This window comes from Rathayibacter sp. VKM Ac-2803 (assembly GCF_009807175.1).
Taxonomy (GTDB): domain Bacteria; phylum Actinomycetota; class Actinomycetes; order Actinomycetales; family Microbacteriaceae; genus Rathayibacter.
On the sequence record NZ_WUCD01000001.1, the window covers coordinates 1,758,961 to 1,777,306 of the forward strand.

The window sequence follows — 18,346 nt, forward strand, 5'->3', positions numbered from 1 at the left end:
GCTACTCCTTCGTACGGGCGGCGCCGGCGATCCCGGCGTCGAGGTGGTCGAGGTTATCGAGGGTGAAGTCGTGGCCCATCCGGTCGCGCTTGGTCGCGAGGTAGCCCTCGTTGAACGCGCCGACGCCGACCACGAGCGGGACGCGCTCGGAGACGGTGATGCCGCGGTCGGTGAGCTGGCGCACCTTCTCGGGGTTGTTGGTGAGCAGGCGGACGTCCGAGATCCCGAGGTCCTCGAGGATCCCGGCGGCGGCTCCGTAGTCGCGCGCGTCGGCGGGGAGGCCGAGCGCCAGGTTCGCGTCGAGCGTGTCGAGGCCGTCGTCCTGCAGGCGGTAGGCGCGCAGCTTGTTGATCAGCCCGATGCCCCGGCCCTCGTGCCCGCGGAGGTACACGACGACTCCGCCGTCGCGCTGCACCGTGTCGAGAGCCGCGTCGAGCTGCGGGCCGCACTCGCACCTGAGCGAACCGAACGCCTCGCCGGTGAGGCACTCGGAGTGGACCCGCACCAGCGTGGGACGCCCGGCGCCCACGGTCCCCGCGACGATCGCGACGTGGTCGGCGCCCGTCTGGCGGTCGCGGTAGGCGCGCATCCGGAACGGCCCGTGGGTGGTCGGCACGACCGTCTCGACCTCGAAGCTCACCCGGGCGCTCTCGGGCACCGGCACGGCGAGGGGGACCTCGGCGTCGCAGTGGAACTCCTGCAGGTACGCGATCAGCGCGGCGACGGTGGTCACGGGGACGTCCTCGCGCTCGCCGAGGGCGATCAGACCCGGGAGGCGCATCATCTCGCCGTCCTCGGCCACGATCTCGGAGATGGCGGCGACGGGGTAGAGGCCGGCGAGCTTCATCAGGTCGACGGCGGCCTCGGTGTGGCCGTCGCGCTCGCGGACCCCGCCCTCGACGGCGCGCAGCGGCAGGATGTGGCCGGGGCGGTGCAGTCGCGAGGGTGTCGCCTCCGGATCGGCGAGGACCCGGAGGGTGTGCGCGCGGTCGGAGGCGCTGATGCCGGTCGAGAGGCGGTCGGCGGCGTCGACCGAGAGCGTGTAGGCGGTGCCGCGCGGATCCTCGTTGTCCACGACCATCAGCGGCAGCTCGAGGCGGTCGGCGATCTCGTTCGTCATCGGGGCGCAGATGAATCCGGAGGAGTTGCGCACCATCCAGGCGATCGTCTCCTGGCTGGCGAGCTGCGCCGAGACGATGACGTCGCCCTCGTTCTCGCGACCCTCGTCGTCGGCGACGATGATCGGCCGGCCGGCGCGCAGCGCCTCGACGGCCTCGGGGATGCTGGAGAGAGTCATTTCCCACCTCCGGGAAGGGTGACGGCGTGCAGCGCGAGCATCCGCTCGACGTGGCGCGCCAGGATGTCGGTCTCGATGTTGACCCGCTCGCCGATCGCGCGCGCGCCGAGGGTGGTGGCCGCGAGGGTCTCGGGGATGAGCGAGACCTCGAACCACTGGTCGGCCTCGGTCGCCGGGCTGATCGCCGAGACGGTCAGTGAGACTCCGTCGACCGCGATCGAGCCCTTGTCGGTGACGAGCGGAGCGGCTTCGGGAGGGAGCGAGAAGCGGAGGACCCGCCACGCGTCTCCGGGAGTGATCGACAGCAGCGTCGCCGTGCCGTCGATGTGGCCCTGCACGATGTGGCCGCCGAGGCGGTCGCCGACGAGGGCCGCCCGCTCGAGGTTCACGGAGTCGCCCACGGCGACGCCGTCGAGGGTCGACATCCGGAGGGTCTGCGCCATCACGTCGGCGGTGAAGCCGTCGGCCGACTGGTCGACGACGGTGAGGCAGACGCCCGAGACCGCGATGGAGTCGCCGTGGCGCGCCCCCTCGACCGCGAGCGGGCCGCGCACCGTCAGCCGGATCGCGTCGGCTCCCGCATCGATCGCCGTGACGACGCCGATCTCCTCGATGATTCCGGTGAACATCAGGTCTCCTTCTGCAGGACGGGTGAGGGGCGGGCGGCGACCAGGAGGTCGTCTCCGAGGATCTCGACGGAGCGGAGCTCGAGGCGGTGGGCCCCGGTGATGCTGTGGACACCCAGGTCGTCGAGGGCGAGGCGGGGGCCGCCCAGCAGCGCCGGAGCGAGGTAGACGAGGAACTCGTCGACGAGGCCGTCGGTCACGAGCGCGGAGGCGAGGGTCGGCCCGCCCTCGACGTAGACGTGGCGCACCTCGGCCTCGTAGAGGCGGTCGAGCACGGCGGCGAGGTCGTGGGTGCGCTCGAGGATCGGCGGGTGCGGATGGGCGAGCACGCGGGCGTCGGCGGGGACGGCGCGTCGGCCGACGACCACCGGGACCGGCTGGTCGGGCAGCAGCTCGCCCGCGTCGCCCCGCGCGGTGAGGCTCGGATCGTCGGCGAGCACGGTGCCGGTGCCGACGAGGATCGCGTCGGCCGCCCCGCGCTGCTCGTGCACCCGCTGCCGGGCCGCGGTGCCCGTGATCCAGCGGCTGCTGCCGTCGGCGGCGGCGGTGCGACCGTCGAGCGTCGACGCCCACTTGAGGGTGACCCAGGGGCGGCGGCGGCGGGTCGCGGTGAGCCAGACGTGCAGGAACTCCTCCGCCTCGTCGGCGAGGACGCCCTCGATCACCTCGACGCCCGCCGCGCGCAGGGTCTCGGCACCGCCGGAGGAGCGGTCGCCGGGATCGCCGACGGCGTAGACCACCCGGGTGACGCCGGCATCGATCAGCGCGCGGCTGCAGGGACCGGTGCGGCCGGTGTGATTGCAGGGCTCGAGCGACACGACGGCGGTGGCTCCGGCGGCGGCGCCGGGAGCGAGGCCCGAGAGGGCGTCGACCTCGGCGTGGGCGGTGCCGGCGCCGTGGTGCCAGCCCTCGGCCAGCACGGTGCCGTCGGGCGCGAGGATGACGCAGCCGACGCGCGGGTTCACCCCGCGGGCGGGCCCGTGCTCGGCGAGTGCGAGCGCCCTGCGCATCGCGTGCTCGAAGTCGATCGTCATTCCCGGTCTTCCGTTCGTCGCCGAACTCCGGGGTGCGATCGGCGGCGCGCGGGCACCGTCGACAGACGCCGCGCTCGCGCGCGACGCTCGTGCTGCCTCCCATCCGGACTTTCACCGTCGGTCCCGGAGTTCCACCAGGTCAACCGCCTCCCACCGAAGTGGTCAGCGGCTCGCGGACTGTCACCGCCGGTTCGGACTCTCACCGACCCCGGAGCACGTTCTATCTCTCTCACCCTAGTCAACGCGGCTGGGAGTGCCGTATTCCGTCGTCATGAGGAGGCCGGGGGAGCGGCGGAGAGGCGATGCTGACGTCGGTGGACCTCAGAGAAGAAGACCTTTTGCGTGCTGCCCCCCCTCGCTGATCGAGTAGCCCGCGCAGCGGGCGTATCGAGATCCATGTCCGTCAGAAGGCCGGGGCAGAAGGCGCATCTGCTGACGCTGGTGGGTCTCGATACGCCCCTCCGGGGCTACTCGACCAGCATGGGGAGGCACCGGGGCGGGGCGGGTCGCCCGCGCGTCCGAGTGAGCCCGCGCACACCCCCGGGCTACCCTCGGCCAGGTGGATGACGACAGGTACGGGCGTGACGTGCTCGCGGGCGACTGGCGGGCGAAGAACAAGGTCGAGGTCGCGGTGGTCGAGGCCGTGCGCGATCTCGTGGTCGAGGAGGTCGCCTCCGGATTCGTGGGCGCCGTCGTCGGCGTGGAGCTGCGGATGGTCAAGCTCGAGGACCGCTTCGGCAAGGTCCGCGTGTTCCCGATCGGCCCGGGATTCCTGATCGACGGCAAGCCGGTGTCGCTCAAGGCGCCGGGGCTCAAGCGCGACGCGAACCTCGGGCGGGCGCGCTCCGCCTCCGGATCGTTCCACGTCGCCGAGGCGAAGGCGCGCGTGGCGCTGCCGAGCCGCATCTACGTCGAGGGCCGGCACGACGCCGAGCTCGTCGAGAAGGTCTGGGGCCACGATCTGCGGATCGAGGGCGTCGTGGTCGAGTACATCGAGGGCGTCGACAACCTCGACGAGCTCGTGCGGGCGTTCCGGCCGGGCCCGGGCCGCCGCATCGGCGTGCTCGTCGACCACCTCGTCCGAGGCTCGAAGGAGTCGCGCATCGCCGACGCGGTCGCGGCGGGACCGCACGGCGCGCACGTCCTCGTCGTCGGGCACCCCTACGTCGACGTCTGGCAGGCGGTGAAGCCCGCGCGGGTCGGGCTCGAGCGCTGGCCCGAGATCCCGCGGTCGGTGGAGTGGAAGCACGGCATCTGCGCGGCGCTCGGCTGGCCGCACGAGGAGCAGGCCGACATCGCTCGCGCGTGGCAACGGATCCTCGGGCAGGTGCGGACCTTCCGGGACCTCGAGCCGGCCCTGCTCGGCCGGGTGGAGCAGCTGATCGATTTCGTGACGGAGCCGGCGTGAGCCGCCGCGCGTGGCTCGGCCTCGGGATCGACGTCGCGCTCGTCGTCGTCTTCGTCCTGATCGGGCGGCGCAGTCACGACGAGGGGTCGGAGGCCGCCGGGTTCGTGGTGACCCTCTGGCCGTTCCTCGTCGGGCTCCTGGCCGGCTGGCTCCTCTCCCGCTCGTGGCGGGCGCCCGACCGGATCGTGCCCGCGGGCCTCGTGGTCTGGGCGACGACGGTGATCGGCGGCATGCTGCTGCGGATCGCCTCCGGGCAGGGGGTGCAGTGGAGCTTCGTGATCGTCACGACGCTCGTGCTCGCCGCGTTCCTGCTCGGGCGCCGCGTGCTGACGCGGCGGGTGGGTCGGCGCTGAGGCTCAGCCCAGCACGCGGACCCCGAAGTGCTGCGCGAACAGCGGCAGCATCAGGCCGAGCTGAAGCTCGGTGAGGGCGGCTCCCCGGAGGCCGTCGAGCCCGCCCAGCACGTGCAGCTCGGCTCCGCGCAGGTCGAGGTCGTCGATCCGCGCATTCGGCAGCTCGAGCGAGCGGACGTCGCAGTCGACGAACGCCACCCGCGAGCCGCTCGCGCCGCCGAGGTCGAGCTCGTCGATCGTGCAGCGCTCGAAGACCACGTCGCGCAGGGCCGCGCCGCGCAGGTTGACGTAGCCGAGCTTGCAGTCGGCGACGCGCACCTGCTCGAAGGTGCTCTCGTAGAGCTCGGCCGAGCCGAGGCGGGAGGCGAGCAGCTCGACCGAGCGCCAGCGACTCCGCGGTGCCGAGAGCCCCGGCACGTCGAGCCGCTCGAGGCGCGACTCGACGACGGAGGCGGCGCGCAGCTGCGCCCGGTCGAGCAGCGCGCCGTCGAGCACGCACTCGCTGAAGGAGGAGGCGGTCAGGTCGACCGCCGAGAGGTCGACGTCGGTGAAGCGCAGCCCCTCCGCGTGCTCGCGGGCGCCGAGGTCGCCGGCGTACCCCTCGGCGAGGTCGTCGAGGACGAGCGGATCGAGTCGGGGAGCGGGGATCGCGGCGCGCATCCGGGGAGCCTACGCGCCCTGGGGGGCCGGGCGGTGGCACGATGTGGGGATGCCCCGACTCCTCGCCGTGTGCCGTGTCGACCGCCTGCTGCCCGACTCCGGGAGCGTGGGGGTGACCGCGATCGACAAGCGCCCCGTCGAGGGTCCCGTCGTCGTCCGCGATCTCGGTCTCTACGCGGATGTGCAGGCCGACCGCGCTCACCACGGCGGTGAGGCGAAGGCGCTCTACGCCTACTCGGAGCAGGACGCCCAGTGGTGGGGCGAGCGGCTCGGCCGGGCGACGCCTCCGGGGTTCTTCGGCGAGAACCTGCGCACCGAGGGACTCGACCTCTCGGACGCCGTGATCGGCGAGCGCTGGCGCATCGGCGAGCGCGTCGAGGTCGAGGTGACGATGCCGCGTACTCCGTGCGCCACCTTCCAGCGGCACCTCGACGAGCCGCAGTGGGTGAAGCGCTTCGCCGAGGAGGGTCGTACGGGCGCCTACCTGCGGGTGCTGCACCGCGGCTCCGTCGAGGCGGGCGACCCCATCGAGGTGCTGTCGCGCCCCGGCCGCGGCGTGCCGCTGCGCCGCTGGTTCGTCGAGCGCCGCGCCGACGACGCGCAGACGCTCCTCGACGCCGACGCGGCGGGTGAGCTGCAGCTCGCCGAGGCCCTCCGCCCGTACCTCCAGCGCGCCCTGGCCTGACGCGACCTCACCGGTTCGTCGCGCCCGTCGCCAGGGGACCCCGAACCGTCGAGGCCGCCCGGGACGGCGGGCTCCCTCGACGGTCCGCGGCTCCCTCGGCGTGCGCTCCCGCCCAGCCTTCGCTGATCGAGTAGCCGCGGAACGCGGCGTATCGAGATCCACGTCCGTCAGAAGGGCAGGGCAGAAGCCTGATCTGCTGACGCTGTGGGTCCCGATACGCCCCTCCGGGGCTACTCGACCAGCATGGGTGGCGACGTGCGCCGACTTCCCCGCTCGAGAAGCAGGTTCAGGGCCTCGGGCGTCAAGGACCTCCCCCCGCGAGCGATTCGTCGAATCGCGTGCCAAGCGATTCGACGCAGCGAACGCAACCCGCTCTTGGGGACCCGGCCGCTCCGAGAAGCCGACTGCGGGAGGGGCGGCGGGGACGCCCCTCCGGGGAAAGCGCGCGAGGATGGGGGGATGACCCCGACGCTGCTCGAACGCATGCCGACGCCCGATGCCGACGGGCGCGTCGACGACGACGCGGTGTACCTGGCGTTCACGGAGTGGGCCGAGGCGCGCGGGCTGCCGCTGTATCCGGCGCAGGACGAGTCGATGATCGAGATCGCGTCGGGGGCGAACCTGATCCTGTCGACGCCGACCGGCACCGGCAAGTCGCTCGTGGCGATCGGGGCGCACGCGGCGGCGCTCGCGAACGGCCGGCGCAGCTACTACACGGCGCCGATCAAGGCGCTGGTCTCCGAGAAGTTCTTCGCGCTGGTCGACGTGTTCGGGGCGTCCAACGTCGGGATGGTGACGGGCGACTCCTCCGTGAACCCCGATGCGCCGATCATCTGCTGCACGGCCGAGATCCTGGCGAACCTCGCGCTGCGGCACGGCGCCGAGACCGATGTCGACCAGGTCGTGATGGACGAGTTCCACTTCTACGCCGACCCGTCACGCGGCTGGGCGTGGCAGGTACCGCTGCTGACCCTCCCGCACGTGCAGTTCGTGCTGATGTCGGCGACCCTGGGCGACGTGACGGCGCTCGCCGCCGACCTCACCCGGCGCACCGGGCGCGAGACGGCCCGCGTGACCGGTGTCGAGCGACCCGTGCCGCTGCACTACTTCTACGAGATCGCGCCGATCCACGACTCGATCGAGGAGCTGCTGTCGACGAACCAGTCGCCGGTGTACGTCGTGCACTTCTCGCAGGCGGCGGCGCTCGAGCGCGCCCAGGCGCTGACGAGCGCGAACATCGCCAGCCGCGAGCACCGCGACCGCATCGCGGAGGTGATCGGAGGCTTCCGCTTCACGACCGCGTTCGGCAAGACGCTCTCGCGGCTGCTGCGGCTGGGCATCGGCGTGCACCACGCCGGCATGCTGCCCAAGTACCGCCGCCTGGTCGAGCAGCTCGCGCAGCAGGGCATGCTGCGGGTCATCTGCGGCACCGACACCCTGGGCGTCGGCATCAACGTGCCCATCCGCACCGTGCTGCTCACCGCGCTGACGAAGTACGACGGCACCCGGATGCGCCAGCTCTCGGCCCGCGAGTTCCACCAGATCGCGGGGCGCGCCGGCCGCGCGGGCTACGACACCGCGGGCACCGTGGTGGTGCAGGCGCCCGAGCACGAGTCCGAGAACCGGAAGGCTCTCGACAAGATGGGCGACGACCCCAAGAAGCGGCGCAAGTGGGTCGCGAAGCGCGCGCCGCAGGGCTTCATCAGCTGGGGAGAGCCGAGCTTCCGCAAGCTGGTCGACGCCGAGCCCGAGACCCTCACCTCGCACATGACGATCACCTCGGCGATGCTGCTGAACGTGATCGCGCGCGGCGGCGACGCCTACGCGAACGTGCACTCCCTGATCTTCGACAACCACGAGCCGTGGCGGAGGCAGCTCACGCTCGCGCGCCGCGCCCTCGGCATCTACCGCACCCTGCGCGAGGCGGGAGTGGTCGAGCAGAGCGTCGGCGAGGACGGAGTGGTGCGGATCCGCCTCACCGTCGATCTGCAGCCGAACTTCGCGCTCAACCAGCCCTTGTCGCCGTTCGCGCTCGCCGTCTTCGACGTGCTCGACCCCGAGTCGCCGAGCTTCGCGCTCGACGTGATCTCGGTGCTCGAGGCGACCCTGGACGACCCGCGGCCGATCCTCGGCGCCCAGCAGTTCCAGGCGCGCGGCGAGGCGGTCGCGGCGATGAAGGCCGAGGGGATCGAGTACGAGGAGCGGATGGAGCTGCTCGAGGGCGTCACGCATCCCAAGCCCCTCGACGAGCTGCTCGAGGCGATGTTCGCCACCTACACGTCCGTGCAGCCGTGGGTGCGCGACTTCGAGCTCTCGCCCAAGTCGGTCGTCCGCGACATGTACGAGCGGGCGATGTCGTTCGGCGAGTACACCGCCTTCTACAAGCTCTCCCGCTCGGAGGGCCTCGTCCTGCGCTACCTGTCGGACGCCTTCCGCGCGGCCCGGCAGACGATCCCCGACGAGCTCAAGAACGAGGAGCTGCACGACCTGATCGAGTGGCTCGGCGAGCTGGTGCGCCAGGTCGACTCGTCGCTGGTCGACGAGTGGGAGGAGCTGATCAATCCGACCCTTCACGCGGCCGACCAGTCGATCGTGCCGCCGGCTCCGCGCCGCCTCACGGCCAACCACCGCGCGTTCCGGGTGCTGGTGCGCAACGAGCTGTTCCGCCGCGTGACGCTCGCGGCCCTCGACGACCACGAGGCGCTGGGCGAGCTCGACGCAGGCTTCGGAGCCGACGCCTGGGGTGCGGCTCTCGACGACTACTACGACGAGCACGACAGCATCGGCACCGGCTCCGACGCGCGCGGTCCGTCGATGCTGCTGGTGACGGAGGAGGCGACGCAGTGGCGCGTCCGCCAGATCCTCGACGACCCGGCGGGCGACCACGACTGGGGCATCTCGGCCGTCGTCGACCTCGCCGAGTCGGACGAGGCCGGTGCGGCCGTCGTCCGCATCACCTCGGTCGGGCGTCTGGACGGCACGGTCTGAGCGGCGTCGAGCCCCGCCGAGCAGGATCCGCCCGCGACGGCGGAGCCCGCATACTGGGGACCGTGGTCGGGGGAGCAGGGCAGGGCGGTGCAGTGCGCGAGCGGCTCGCCTGGGTGGACACCACCCGGGGCCTCGGCGTCCTCGCGGTCGTCGTCTTCCACGTCCTCATCTGGAACTACTCCGGCCTCGTCGACGGCACCTCGGCCGTCGCGGCGGCGTGGGAGCAGGTCGGCAGCTCGCTCGGCCGCATCCGGATGCCGATCCTGTTCGCCCTCTCGGGGCTGCTCGCCCATCGCGGGCTCCTCCTCGGCTGGCGGATCGGAACGGCCCGGCTGCGGCTGGTGTCGAACGCCTATCTCTACGTGGTCTGGGTCGTCGTCTACGGCGGCGTCTTCGCACTGCTCGCGCGGCCCGACTTCCCGCACTCGATCGACACCCTCGCGCAGTTCGCGCTGCAGTTCGTCTTCCCCACGACGACGCTGTGGTTCATCTTCGCGCTGGGGCTGTACCCGCTCGTCCTGGTCGGGCTCCGCGCGCTGCGGGTGCCGTGGTGGGGAGTCCTGCTGCTCGGAGCCGCCGCCTGGTTCGTGGGTGCGAACCTCCGCGTGATCCTCTTCGGCGACGCGCTGCTGCAGAACTTCGTCTTCTTCGCCCTCGGCGTGCTCGGGGCGGAGCAGCTGCGCCGCTTCTCGCGGCCGGGCCTCGTGACGTTCGCTGCTCCGCTCGGCGTCTTCCTCCTCGCGGTCCTCGGCGGGCACCTGGTCGACGGCCCCGCCGCGGAGGTGCTCGGCTTCGTCGCGAGCGCCGCAGCGATCCCGCTCGCCGTCGTCTCGGCCGCGCTGCTGTGCCTCTGGGGGCCGGCCGCTCGACTGGGGTCGGCGATCGGACGGCGCACGCTGCCGATCTATCTCCTGCAGGTGCCGCTGCTCGGCCTGTGGTCGCTGGTGGCGAACCCCGAAGCGGAGTGGCTCGTCGCGCTGCTGAGGAACCCGCTCGCCGAGCTGGCCTACCCGCCGCTCGTCACCGCGGGGATCATCGCCCTGTCGCTCGGGATCCGCGGCCTGCTCGCACGCGTCCCCGGCGATCCGCTGTTCACGGTGCCGCCGGTGCTCGTCGCCCTCGCCCGGCCGACCCGCCGCGGGCGGCACGCCTAGGGATCGCTCAGGCCCAGATGGTCGCCAGGTACTCGTCGGTGACCTGCGGGCTGCGCTCGTGCACGTCGTCGGCGCTCCACTCGAGGATCGACGGGTCGATCGTCCATTCGCCCTCCTGGGGCGCTGCTCCGCTGGTCTCGTAACCGGCGACGGAGTCGATGACCGACGCCCAGGTCGCGGCGCCCATCGGCCCGACGAAGACGCTGTCGACCGCCGTGCAGCCGAAGTCGGAGCCGGGGCCGTTCGAGGCGCCGAAGCCGCCCCCGGTGTCGGCCCCGTCGGGCAGCGGGAAGACCCGCTTCACGACGTCGCCGCCGACGACCATGCAGTGCTGGTAGCCGACGTTGGCGGCCGAGCCGATCTGGAACGCGGTGTTCGACGAGGCGAAGTCGATGCAGTCGATGCTCGTGATGTCGCCGTAGTAGTTGCCGCCCTGACCCGAGAACTGGACGGTGTCCGTGTGCGCGTCGGAGCCCTTCTCCTTGTAGGCGGGAGCGGTGTAGCAGCCGATCCGGTAGATGTAGCGCAGCCCGCCCGCGCCGTCGGTCGGCGTGCGCATGCTCGAGACGTCCTCGTTGCGCAGCTGCGCGTCGGGGACGACGACCTCGACGAGCTCGAAGTTCTCGGTGAAGTCGGTGTTGTCGACGCCGTAGACGTTGTACGCGTTCGTCCTGATTCGGGCGACGGCCGAGCCGCTGCAGCCGCTGGCGAGGAACGCGCCGTTCGTGACGATGCCGGCGAGCGTGACTCCGTAGACGCGGAGGATGCGCCACGAGTTCGCGGTGGTCACGGTGCCGTAGCCGTCGCGGGGGTAGACGAGGACGCGGTTCTCGCGGTCGAGCGACCCGACGTCCTGCATCATCGGCGACGAGCTCGAGCCCGCGCCGCCGCCCGGGAGCTCGCCCGGGGCCACCAGGATCCGGATGGTGTCGGAGGGTCCCGCCTCCGCGATCGCCGTGGTGATCGCCTCGCTGATCGCCGACCACGAGCAGTCGACCTCGACCTCGACGTCGACGTCGCCCGTCACCCACGGGGTGATCGAGGGCCAGTGCGTGCCGTTGGGTCCGAAGGACGCCTGCGTGTCGGGGACACCGGCCAGCTTGTCGAGCTCGGGCGCCAGCGCATCGGGGTCCCCGGGGACTCCGGGGGACTCCTCGGGACCGAAGACGCGGTACGCGGCGTAGCCGGCGCCGCCGACGGCCGCGATGCCGAGACCGGCGCCGACCGCTCCGAGGAGCACGGCGCGACGACTGGGCCGCTTCGGCGGCGGCGCTTCGTCGAAGTCGAAGGGGGGCTGGGTGGAGTCGGCCAAGGGTGTCCAAACCGTCAGGGGGCGGTGCCGGAGGCGGCACGCCCCGGATCCGGCGCGCCACGCTGTGCCGTGAGCGCCGCCGTCGGGTCGCCGGAGCGCTCCTGGCGAGACTAGCAGCCGCCTCGGGACAGGCTCTGGGGAGACTGCCGGGAAGGGGAGTGCAGCGCTAGCGCCCGCGCTCCTCGCGGCGGCGCATCTGCGCGGCGATGTCGGCCTCGGTGATGTCCTTCTTCGCGGGGCCCCAGATCGAGGCCGCCTGGCCGACGACTCCGATGCCGAAGCCGATCATCGGCCAGATCGGCCAGAAGTAGCCGTCGGCCCCGGTGGCGAACCAGACCGCGGTCGTGATCGCCGAGACGCTCAGCCAGCCGCCCACCGAGCCGGCGAAGTCGCGTCGGTGCTTGAGGTCCTTGACGGCCTGGGCGCGCTCGATGTCCTCCAGGCGCTCTGCCGCGGCCGGAGTCGACGCCCCTCCGGCGGCCCGTTCGACCTCCGCCGCCGGCTGCTGGTCTCGTCGCGCCGCGGGATCCGGGGATCCCCACTCGTTCTCCGGCATCGTGCCCCTCCACTCGTCGTGGCGCCCAGACTACGCAGGCTCCCCGGCGTCGCGCGGCTCGGGCTGGCAGTGCGGGCACCACCAGGTGCGCCGGCGCTCCGGGTCGTCCGGGACCTCGGCCCGCACGAGCACGGTCGTGCCGCACCGGCGGCAGGGACGGCCCGCGCGGCCGACCACCCAGTGGCGCTCGCCCTGGCGGGTGTCGCCCGTCGTGGTCTGGAACATCCCCGGCACGGTGACGGAGGCGCGGAGGGCGCGGGAGGCGGTGGCGACGAGCGCGCGGACGTCGAGCGAGCCGATCGGCCGCCAGGGCCAGGCGCCGCGGAGGAAGCACACCTCGTTGGCCCAGAGGTTGCCGAGCCCCGCGAGCGGACGCTGATCGAGCAGCTCGGCGATCACCGGCCGGTCGGGCGAGAGGGAGAGGCGGCGGATCGCCTCCTCGGCGTCCCAGTCGGCCCGGAGCGGGTCGGGGCCGAGGTGGCCGATCGCGCGATGCTCGTCGCGGGTCGGCAGCAGCTCGACCACGGGCAGGTCCAGCCCCCACACGGTCGAGCCGTCGTCGAGGCGGAGGCGCACCCGCACGTCCTTCTGCACGTGGCGGGGGACCGCGCGCCCGGGGGCGGTCACGGTCCAGGAGCCCTGCATCCGCAGGTGGGTGTGCAGGGTCGCGCCGGTGTCGAGGCGGGTGAGGAGGTGCTTGCCGTGGGTGTCGTGCTCGAGCACGCGCACCCCGGCGAGGTCGGTCCCCGCGGCGTCACCGGAGCGGAGCTCTCCCGAGACGATCGTCCGCCCGTCCGCCGCCCGCCTGAGGCGGGCGGCGAGACGGTGGACGCTGTCTCCCTCGGGCATGTCCGAACCCTAGGTGCGGCGACGGGGACCGACCAGGGGTCGCGCGGAGGCTACCGGGCCCGGTACGCCTGCTCGTAGGTCCGCTCGGTGCCGTCCTTCGCGGTGACCTCGATCGTCGCGACTCCGGCCTTGATCGGGCGCAGCAGCGTGACGAACGTGGTGGTGAACTTCTGACCCGGCTTCACCGCGCTCTTGGTGCGGGTGCCGTACGGGGTCGAGATCTCGACGGCGACCGTCTCGGGCCCGTTGTTGACCGCGGTGACGGTGAGCGAGCGGAGCGGCCCCAGGCGCTTGGTCTGCGCGCTCGTGGCGACGTCGATGGTCGAGACCACCGTCTCCGGCAGGTCGAGGCCGACGACGACCGGGTCGTGGTCACTGGAGCGGAAGGCGGACGTGTCGTAGAAGATCGTCGCGTTGTAGTCGTAGCGGCTGTACTCCAGCGCCACGGACTCGCCGCTGTTGATGTTCCAGGTGTCGACTCCGGTGACCGTCGCGTCGGCGGCCGGAGAGGCGAAGACGTGGTCGAGCGAGCCGACTGCGCCATCGAAGGAGTAGGAGTACTTCCCGTCCTTCGAGCCCTGGTCGATGTAGCCGGCGTCGGTGATGACCTTCACCGGGTCCTCCTTCGAGTAGGCGTTGAAGTCGCCGAGCAGGTAGACGAGATCGGTCGCCTTCTCGGTCTCGAGCCGGTCGGCGAAGGCGACGAGCGCGGTCGCCTGAGCCACGCGCGAGGCGTTCGATGCGCCCTGGCCGTCGCCCTGGTCGGCATCGGCGCCCTCTCCGGAGCCCTTGGACTTGAAGTGGTTGACGATCGCGACGAACTCGCTCTCGGCATCATCGATCAGGCGGAACTCCTGGGCGAGGGGCTTCCGCGCGTTCGAGAAGGCGGTGGAGTCGAGCAGGATCTCGGACTCGCCGACCTGCTCGATCACGGCCTTCCTGTAGATGAACGCGGTGCGGATGACGTCCTCCTCGGCGAGGGCCGGGAGGGCGGCTGGCGAGGGCACGTAGGCCCAGACCTCCGAGCCCGCGGCCGTGTTGAGAGCGGCGGTCAGAGTGGCGAGGGCCTCGTCGCGCGGCTTGCCGAACTTGGCCGAGTTCTCGATCTCCTCGAGCGAGACGACGCCGGCGCCCAGGGTGTTGATCGCGGTGACGATCTTGGCCTGCTGGCGCTCGAGGTCGTCCGCGTTCGCGGCTCCGCGGGCGTCGCAGCCGGAGTTCACCGTGACGGGGTCGCCGTCGCGGTCGGTGTAGAAGGTGCAGCCGGTGATCGAGTCACCGGTCGTGGGGAAGTAGTTGAGGACGTTGAAGGAGGCGATCGAGAGATCGCCGCCGACGGCCTCGGGCTGCGCCTCGCGGGTGTTCGCGAACGTCGCAGGCTGCACCGTGTCGGCGTTGTCGACGCTCAGCTGCGTCGTCGGCTGGAAGGCCCAGGCGCTGTTGCGGAAGTCGAGGACGACCGGCTGGGTGAAGGTCGTGGGAGCCCCCACGCGGATCGGCTCGGTCGGGGTGAGGTAGGGCAGCGGGATCGCCTTGTTGGCGGCGGAGCCGAGGAAGTTGATCGAGGCTCCGTCGTCGAGCGTGATCGCGCGGGCGGCGTTGTCGGCGACGACGGCGGCGAGCTCCGGGGTCCCGGGGCGGGCGACCTCGGTCGGCGTCAGCAGCGGGGAGTCGCCGGCGGCGAGGCCGATCGAGCCGTAGCTGTTGAGGTCGTAGGTGTCGGTGACCGTGAAGGCGCCCTGCGGGGCGATCAGCATGCTCTCGAGCGTCTCGCGCTCCTCGGTCGTGCGGGGGAGTCCGACGGCGGCGGGAACCGGAGCGGCGGCGGGGGTGTCGAGCTCGACGACGGTCGCGGCGGAGGTCGGCGTGAGCTCGGTGAGTCCGTTGAACTCGCTGACGGCGCCGGTGATCTCGACGTGGTCGCCGATCGCGACCGAGCCGACGGAGGCCGAGGAGTACACGAACACCGCGTCGGAGGCGGTGCGCCCGCCGGTCTGCGCGCCCGTGCCCGGGGTCTGGATCACGTACCCGTTGTAGCCGCCGGAGGGGTAGCGGGCGGTGACCACGCCGGTCGTGGTGACGGTGCTGCCGACGAGCGGGGAGGCGGCTCCGCTGCCCTGGATCTCGGCGATCGTGACGACGGGTGCGGGCTCGGGGGAGCCGGTCGGGACCGGCGTCGGGGTGGGCGTGGGCGTCGTGGTCGGCGTCGGCGTCGGCGTGCTCGTGCCTCCGCTCGCCTCGGGCGTCATGGCGCCGAGCGCGAAGTCGGCCGAGTTGACGTCGGTGTCGCCGGTGCTCGTCTCGGCGCGGGCGATCGACTCCGTGAGGGTCGGCGCCGTCGCCGGGGTCGTCTCGAAGGTGTTGGAGGTGCCGTAGCCGAGGAGGTCGACGACCGCGTCGGGCTGCGCCGCCGTGCCGGTCGGCGGGGCGACCAGGGTGGTGGTGCCCTCGACGAGGAAGAGGGTGCCGCCGGCCGCGGCGATGTTGAGGTTGCCGGCGGTCTGATCGGCCGCGGGGAGGGGTGCGCCGTTCGCTCCGTTGCTCGCGCCGGCGACGAGGAAGTGCCCCTCGGCGGGGACGGTGCCGGTGAGGGCGACGGTCGTGGTCGGGTTCGCGGTGCCCGTCGCCGAGCGGTACTGCAGCGACAGCCCCGAGAGCGCGATGTCGGACCCGGTCGGGTTGAACAGCTCGACGAAGCGGTTGGTGTAGGTCGCGCCGGCCGAGCCGCCGCGGGCGAAGATCTCGCTGATCACCAGCTCGTCGCCGCTCGGCGCCGCGGAGGCCGGTGCCGCGACGAGCGGGGCGGCGGCGAGGGACAGGCCGGCGAGGAGCGCCAGGCCGAGACCGCGCCTCCGGTGGCGCTCGGTCGTTGCGGGGACGTCTGGCATGGGTGGTCCTCTCGATCGCCGCTCCGGGGAGCGGGCGCTGGTGCTCTGCCGCAGTGGTCCGCAGCTCCTCCGCACCTCGAAGGAGGCACAGAATAGCCACGCTAAGCACCGCGGGTGCCCGGCTCGTGAACCGGGCGTTTCATGAACGTAAACTCACCCACCGACATCCGGCGCGATCCGGACCGCGAACGGTCGCGGCGGGGAGGAGTGCCCCCGGCTCGCGGCCGACACCCGGGAAGGCGCGCCAGACTCTCGGGATGATCTCCTCCGAGCTGGCCAGGGCCCTGCGGACCGCGGGCGTGCGCTGGGCGCCCGTCACCGGCGACCGCTTCCGCATCGAGCGCGAGGGCTTCGACGGCGACGTCTTCACCGTCAGCGACATGACCATCGAGGCGCACGAGTACCCCGGCGGCACGGTCCTGGGCTTCAACGGCACGACGGAGTGGGCGCTCGACTCCGTCTCGGTCGACGACTCGCTGTGGCTGCCTCGGGAGGACCAGCTCCGCGAGCTGCTCCGCGGCACGTTCCGCTCGCTCCGGCGCACCGCCGCATCGCGGTACGCGGTCGAGATCGAGCTCGGCGGGCCGCGCGTCTTCGAGGACGAGGCCGCCGAGAACGCCTATGCGGAGGCGCTGCTCGCGCTGGTCAGCTCGGTCGCGGTCGACCTCGATGACCTCGACTGAGGCTCAGGACGCGGCCTTCTTCTCGTCCGCGGCGTCCGACTCCGCGGTGGGCTTCTTCGCGGCCTTCTTCGCCGTCGGCTTCTTCGGCGCCTTCTTCTCGGATGCGGCCTTCTTCGGCGCAGCAGCCTTCTTCTCCGGAGCCGCCCCCGCCTCCGCCTTCGCCCCGCGGCTGCGCTCCACCGATCGCTTGAGCGCCTCCATCAGGTCGAGCACCTCGCCGCCGCCCTCCTCCTCGGGCGCCGAGCCGAAGGTGGCCGACGTGTCGAGCGCGTCGCCCTGCTCGATCTTCGCGTCGATGAGGGTGCGCAGCTGCACCTGGTAGGCGTCGGTGAACTTCGTCGCGTCGAAGTCCTCCGAGTAGGAGTCGACGAGGTGCGACGACATCTCGAGCTCGCGCGCCGCGATCCGCGTCGTACCCTCGAGTGAGGGGAACTCGACCTCGCGGACCTCGTCGGCCCAGAGCAGCGTCTGCAGCATCAGCAGCTTGCCGCGCACCCGCAGCGCCGCGAGCCGCGTCTTCTGCCGCAGCGCGAACTCGACGATCGCGGTGCGATCCGTCGCCTCGAGGGTGCGCCGCAGCAGCACGTAGGCCTTGGGCGAGGAGGAGTCGGGCTCGAGGATGTACGCGCGGTCGAACATGATCGGGTCGACCTGGTCGCTCGGCACGAACTGCACGACGTCGATCTCGCGGTCGCGCTCCTCCGGCAGCGCCTTGAGCTCGTCCTTCGAGAGCACGACGGTGCGCTCCCCGTCGTCGTAGGCCTTGTCGATGTGGTCGAAGCTGACGACCTCGCCGCAGATCTCGCACTTGCGCTGGTACCGGATCCGTCCGCCGTCGGCGTCGTGCACCTGGTGCAGGGCGATGTCGTGGTCCTCGGTCGCGCTGTAGATCTTCACCGGCACGTTGACCAGGCCGAAGGTGATCGCGCCCTTCCAGATGGCTCGCATGCGCCCAGTGAACACCGTGCGCCGTGGCCGCGGGAACCCCTCCCGCCCGCACTCGACGTCCTCCCGGCGGGAGGGTGTCGAATAGGAGGCATATGAGCGACGAGACCCGACCTGCCGACCGGCTCCGCGCGGCCCTTCGCGCGCCCGACGCGTCCTCCAGGCTCCAGGCCGCGATGACAGCCGGCACCCGGCCCGCCGACGAGTACGCCGCGGTGCTCGTCGCGCAGTGCGCCGTCGAGACCGACTTCGGGGTCCGCGAGATGCTCACCTGGGCGCTGACCCGGCACGATCCCGCTGTCACCGTCGACCTCCTCCTGCCCGAGCTGGTGTCGGAGTCGCCGCAGGCCCGCAGCCAGTCGCTGCACACGCTGTCGAAGGTGGGGGATCCGCGCGCGTGGCCCGCGATCACGCCCGCGCTGCTGCACGACGCGCATCCCGAGGTCGCCCGGGCGGCCTGGCGGACGGCCGCGCGACTCGCGCCCGAGAGCGAGCGCCCCGCCCTCGCCCGGCAGCTCGCCGAGCACCTCGGCGAGGGCGACCGACCGGAGCAGCGGAGCCTGACCCGCGCGCTGCTGATGCTCGGCGACGTCGCCGCCGACGTCCTCGAGACCGCTGCCCGGTCGGGCGAGCAGGCCCGGCGGATCCACGCCCTCGCGACCCTCCGCCTCCTCGCCGACCCCGAGGAGGACGTCGAGGAGGCCTTCGCCCGCGCCCGCCGGTGAGGTGCCCGGCACGGCGATCTGCGGCGTTGTCGTCGGGCGCGATACCGCCGGTATCGCTTCCTCCTCCGCCTTGCAGCTCACCGCACCGGGCACCTCACCGCACCCGTCGCACATGCTTGCACGAGGGAACCCCGGCCCGTCGAGGTGGCCAGCGGGTGCCGGCTGCCTCGACGGACCGGGGTT

The 18,346-nt window shown here is 72.4% G+C and carries 16 protein-coding genes and 1 riboswitch; of the genes, 7 read left to right on the plus strand and 9 right to left on the minus strand.

Annotated features, from left to right (window positions below):
* Position 1: 1 nt before the first annotated feature.
* The 3 genes from ribA to ribD are packed head-to-tail and all read right to left on the minus strand — an operon-like array spanning position 2 to position 2,957.
* Entirely contained in the window at positions 2-1,297 is a 1,296-nt protein-coding gene (gene ribA, locus GRS96_RS08180; protein ID WP_159988217.1) for a GTP cyclohydrolase II, read from the minus strand.
* The gene (locus GRS96_RS08185) at positions 1,294-1,926 is read right to left on the minus strand and encodes a riboflavin synthase (protein WP_159988218.1); all 633 of its coding nucleotides are present in this window, start codon (positions 1,924-1,926) and stop codon (positions 1,294-1,296) included. Before GRS96_RS08185 ends, ribA begins: the two co-directional genes overlap by 4 nt.
* The gene (ribD, locus tag GRS96_RS08190) at positions 1,926-2,957 is read right to left on the minus strand and encodes a bifunctional diaminohydroxyphosphoribosylaminopyrimidine deaminase/5-amino-6-(5-phosphoribosylamino)uracil reductase RibD (RefSeq protein ID WP_236553588.1); all 1,032 of its coding nucleotides are present in this window, start codon (positions 2,955-2,957) and stop codon (positions 1,926-1,928) included. The genes GRS96_RS08185 and ribD overlap by 1 nt, the downstream gene beginning before the upstream one ends.
* A gap of 86 nt (positions 2,958-3,043) precedes the next feature.
* Positions 3,044-3,177: riboswitch (FMN riboswitch) on the minus strand.
* A gap of 339 nt (positions 3,178-3,516) precedes the next feature.
* Here ribD and GRS96_RS08195 point away from each other — a divergent pair.
* Together GRS96_RS08195 and GRS96_RS08200 are read left to right on the plus strand one after the other, a co-directional pair.
* On the plus strand, positions 3,517-4,365 hold the full coding sequence (locus tag GRS96_RS08195; protein WP_204162058.1) for a DUF3097 domain-containing protein: 849 nt from the start codon (positions 3,517-3,519) through the stop codon (positions 4,363-4,365).
* Positions 4,362-4,718, plus strand: coding sequence for a DUF3054 domain-containing protein (locus tag GRS96_RS08200; RefSeq protein ID WP_159857517.1), 357 nt, complete (start codon positions 4,362-4,364; stop codon positions 4,716-4,718). The genes GRS96_RS08195 and GRS96_RS08200 overlap by 4 nt, the downstream gene beginning before the upstream one ends.
* A 3-nt stretch (positions 4,719-4,721) precedes the next feature.
* Here the strand turns inward: GRS96_RS08200 and GRS96_RS08205 are convergent, their stop codons facing one another.
* A complete protein-coding gene (locus GRS96_RS08205) occupies positions 4,722-5,378 on the minus strand; it encodes a pentapeptide repeat-containing protein (RefSeq protein WP_159857515.1) in 657 nt (218 codons plus the stop codon).
* A 49-nt stretch (positions 5,379-5,427) separates the two neighbouring features.
* Between GRS96_RS08205 and GRS96_RS08210 the strand changes: the two genes are divergently transcribed.
* From GRS96_RS08210 to GRS96_RS08220, 3 genes are all read left to right on the plus strand, one after another.
* Complete coding sequence (locus GRS96_RS08210) at positions 5,428-6,063, plus strand: MOSC domain-containing protein (RefSeq protein ID WP_159857513.1); 636 nt, start codon at positions 5,428-5,430, stop codon at positions 6,061-6,063.
* Positions 6,064-6,522: 459 nt separating this feature from the next.
* Positions 6,523-9,051, plus strand: a complete 2,529-nt coding sequence (locus GRS96_RS08215; RefSeq protein WP_159857511.1) for a DEAD/DEAH box helicase — start codon at positions 6,523-6,525, stop codon at positions 9,049-9,051.
* A gap of 62 nt (positions 9,052-9,113) precedes the next feature.
* On the plus strand, positions 9,114-10,205 hold the full coding sequence (locus tag GRS96_RS08220; RefSeq protein WP_159988219.1) for an acyltransferase family protein: 1,092 nt from the start codon (positions 9,114-9,116) through the stop codon (positions 10,203-10,205).
* A gap of 7 nt (positions 10,206-10,212) precedes the next feature.
* Here the strand turns inward: GRS96_RS08220 and GRS96_RS08225 are convergent, their stop codons facing one another.
* The 4 genes from GRS96_RS08225 to GRS96_RS08240 form a co-directional block, all read right to left on the minus strand.
* Positions 10,213-11,517: a hypothetical protein gene (locus GRS96_RS08225; protein WP_159988220.1), complete on the minus strand. Its 1,305-nt coding sequence runs from the start codon at positions 11,515-11,517 to the stop codon at positions 10,213-10,215.
* 166 nt (positions 11,518-11,683) lie between these two features.
* Positions 11,684-12,073 (minus strand): 2TM domain-containing protein, encoded by a 390-nt coding sequence (locus tag GRS96_RS08230; protein ID WP_159988221.1) that lies wholly within the window; start codon positions 12,071-12,073, stop codon positions 11,684-11,686.
* Between the two features lie 30 nt (positions 12,074-12,103).
* On the minus strand, positions 12,104-12,922 hold the full coding sequence (locus GRS96_RS08235) for a DNA-formamidopyrimidine glycosylase family protein (protein ID WP_159988222.1): 819 nt from the start codon (positions 12,920-12,922) through the stop codon (positions 12,104-12,106).
* A 50-nt stretch (positions 12,923-12,972) separates the two neighbouring features.
* Entirely contained in the window at positions 12,973-15,810 is a 2,838-nt protein-coding gene (locus GRS96_RS08240; RefSeq protein ID WP_159988223.1) for an ExeM/NucH family extracellular endonuclease, read from the minus strand.
* Positions 15,811-16,067: 257 nt separating this feature from the next.
* Here GRS96_RS08240 and GRS96_RS08245 point away from each other — a divergent pair, with 257 nt between their 5' ends.
* Positions 16,068-16,493: a pilus assembly protein CpaE gene (locus GRS96_RS08245; protein ID WP_159988224.1), complete on the plus strand. Its 426-nt coding sequence runs from the start codon at positions 16,068-16,070 to the stop codon at positions 16,491-16,493.
* A 3-nt stretch (positions 16,494-16,496) separates the two neighbouring features.
* On the opposite strand, the gene ku is transcribed toward GRS96_RS08245, so the two are convergent.
* Complete coding sequence (gene ku / locus GRS96_RS08250; RefSeq protein WP_159857496.1) at positions 16,497-17,441, minus strand: non-homologous end joining protein Ku; 945 nt, start codon at positions 17,439-17,441, stop codon at positions 16,497-16,499.
* Positions 17,442-17,533: 92 nt separating this feature from the next.
* Here ku and GRS96_RS08255 point away from each other — a divergent pair, with 92 nt between their 5' ends.
* Positions 17,534-18,163: a HEAT repeat domain-containing protein gene (locus GRS96_RS08255; protein WP_159988225.1), complete on the plus strand. Its 630-nt coding sequence runs from the start codon at positions 17,534-17,536 to the stop codon at positions 18,161-18,163.
* The last annotated feature ends 183 nt before the right edge of the window (positions 18,164-18,346 follow it).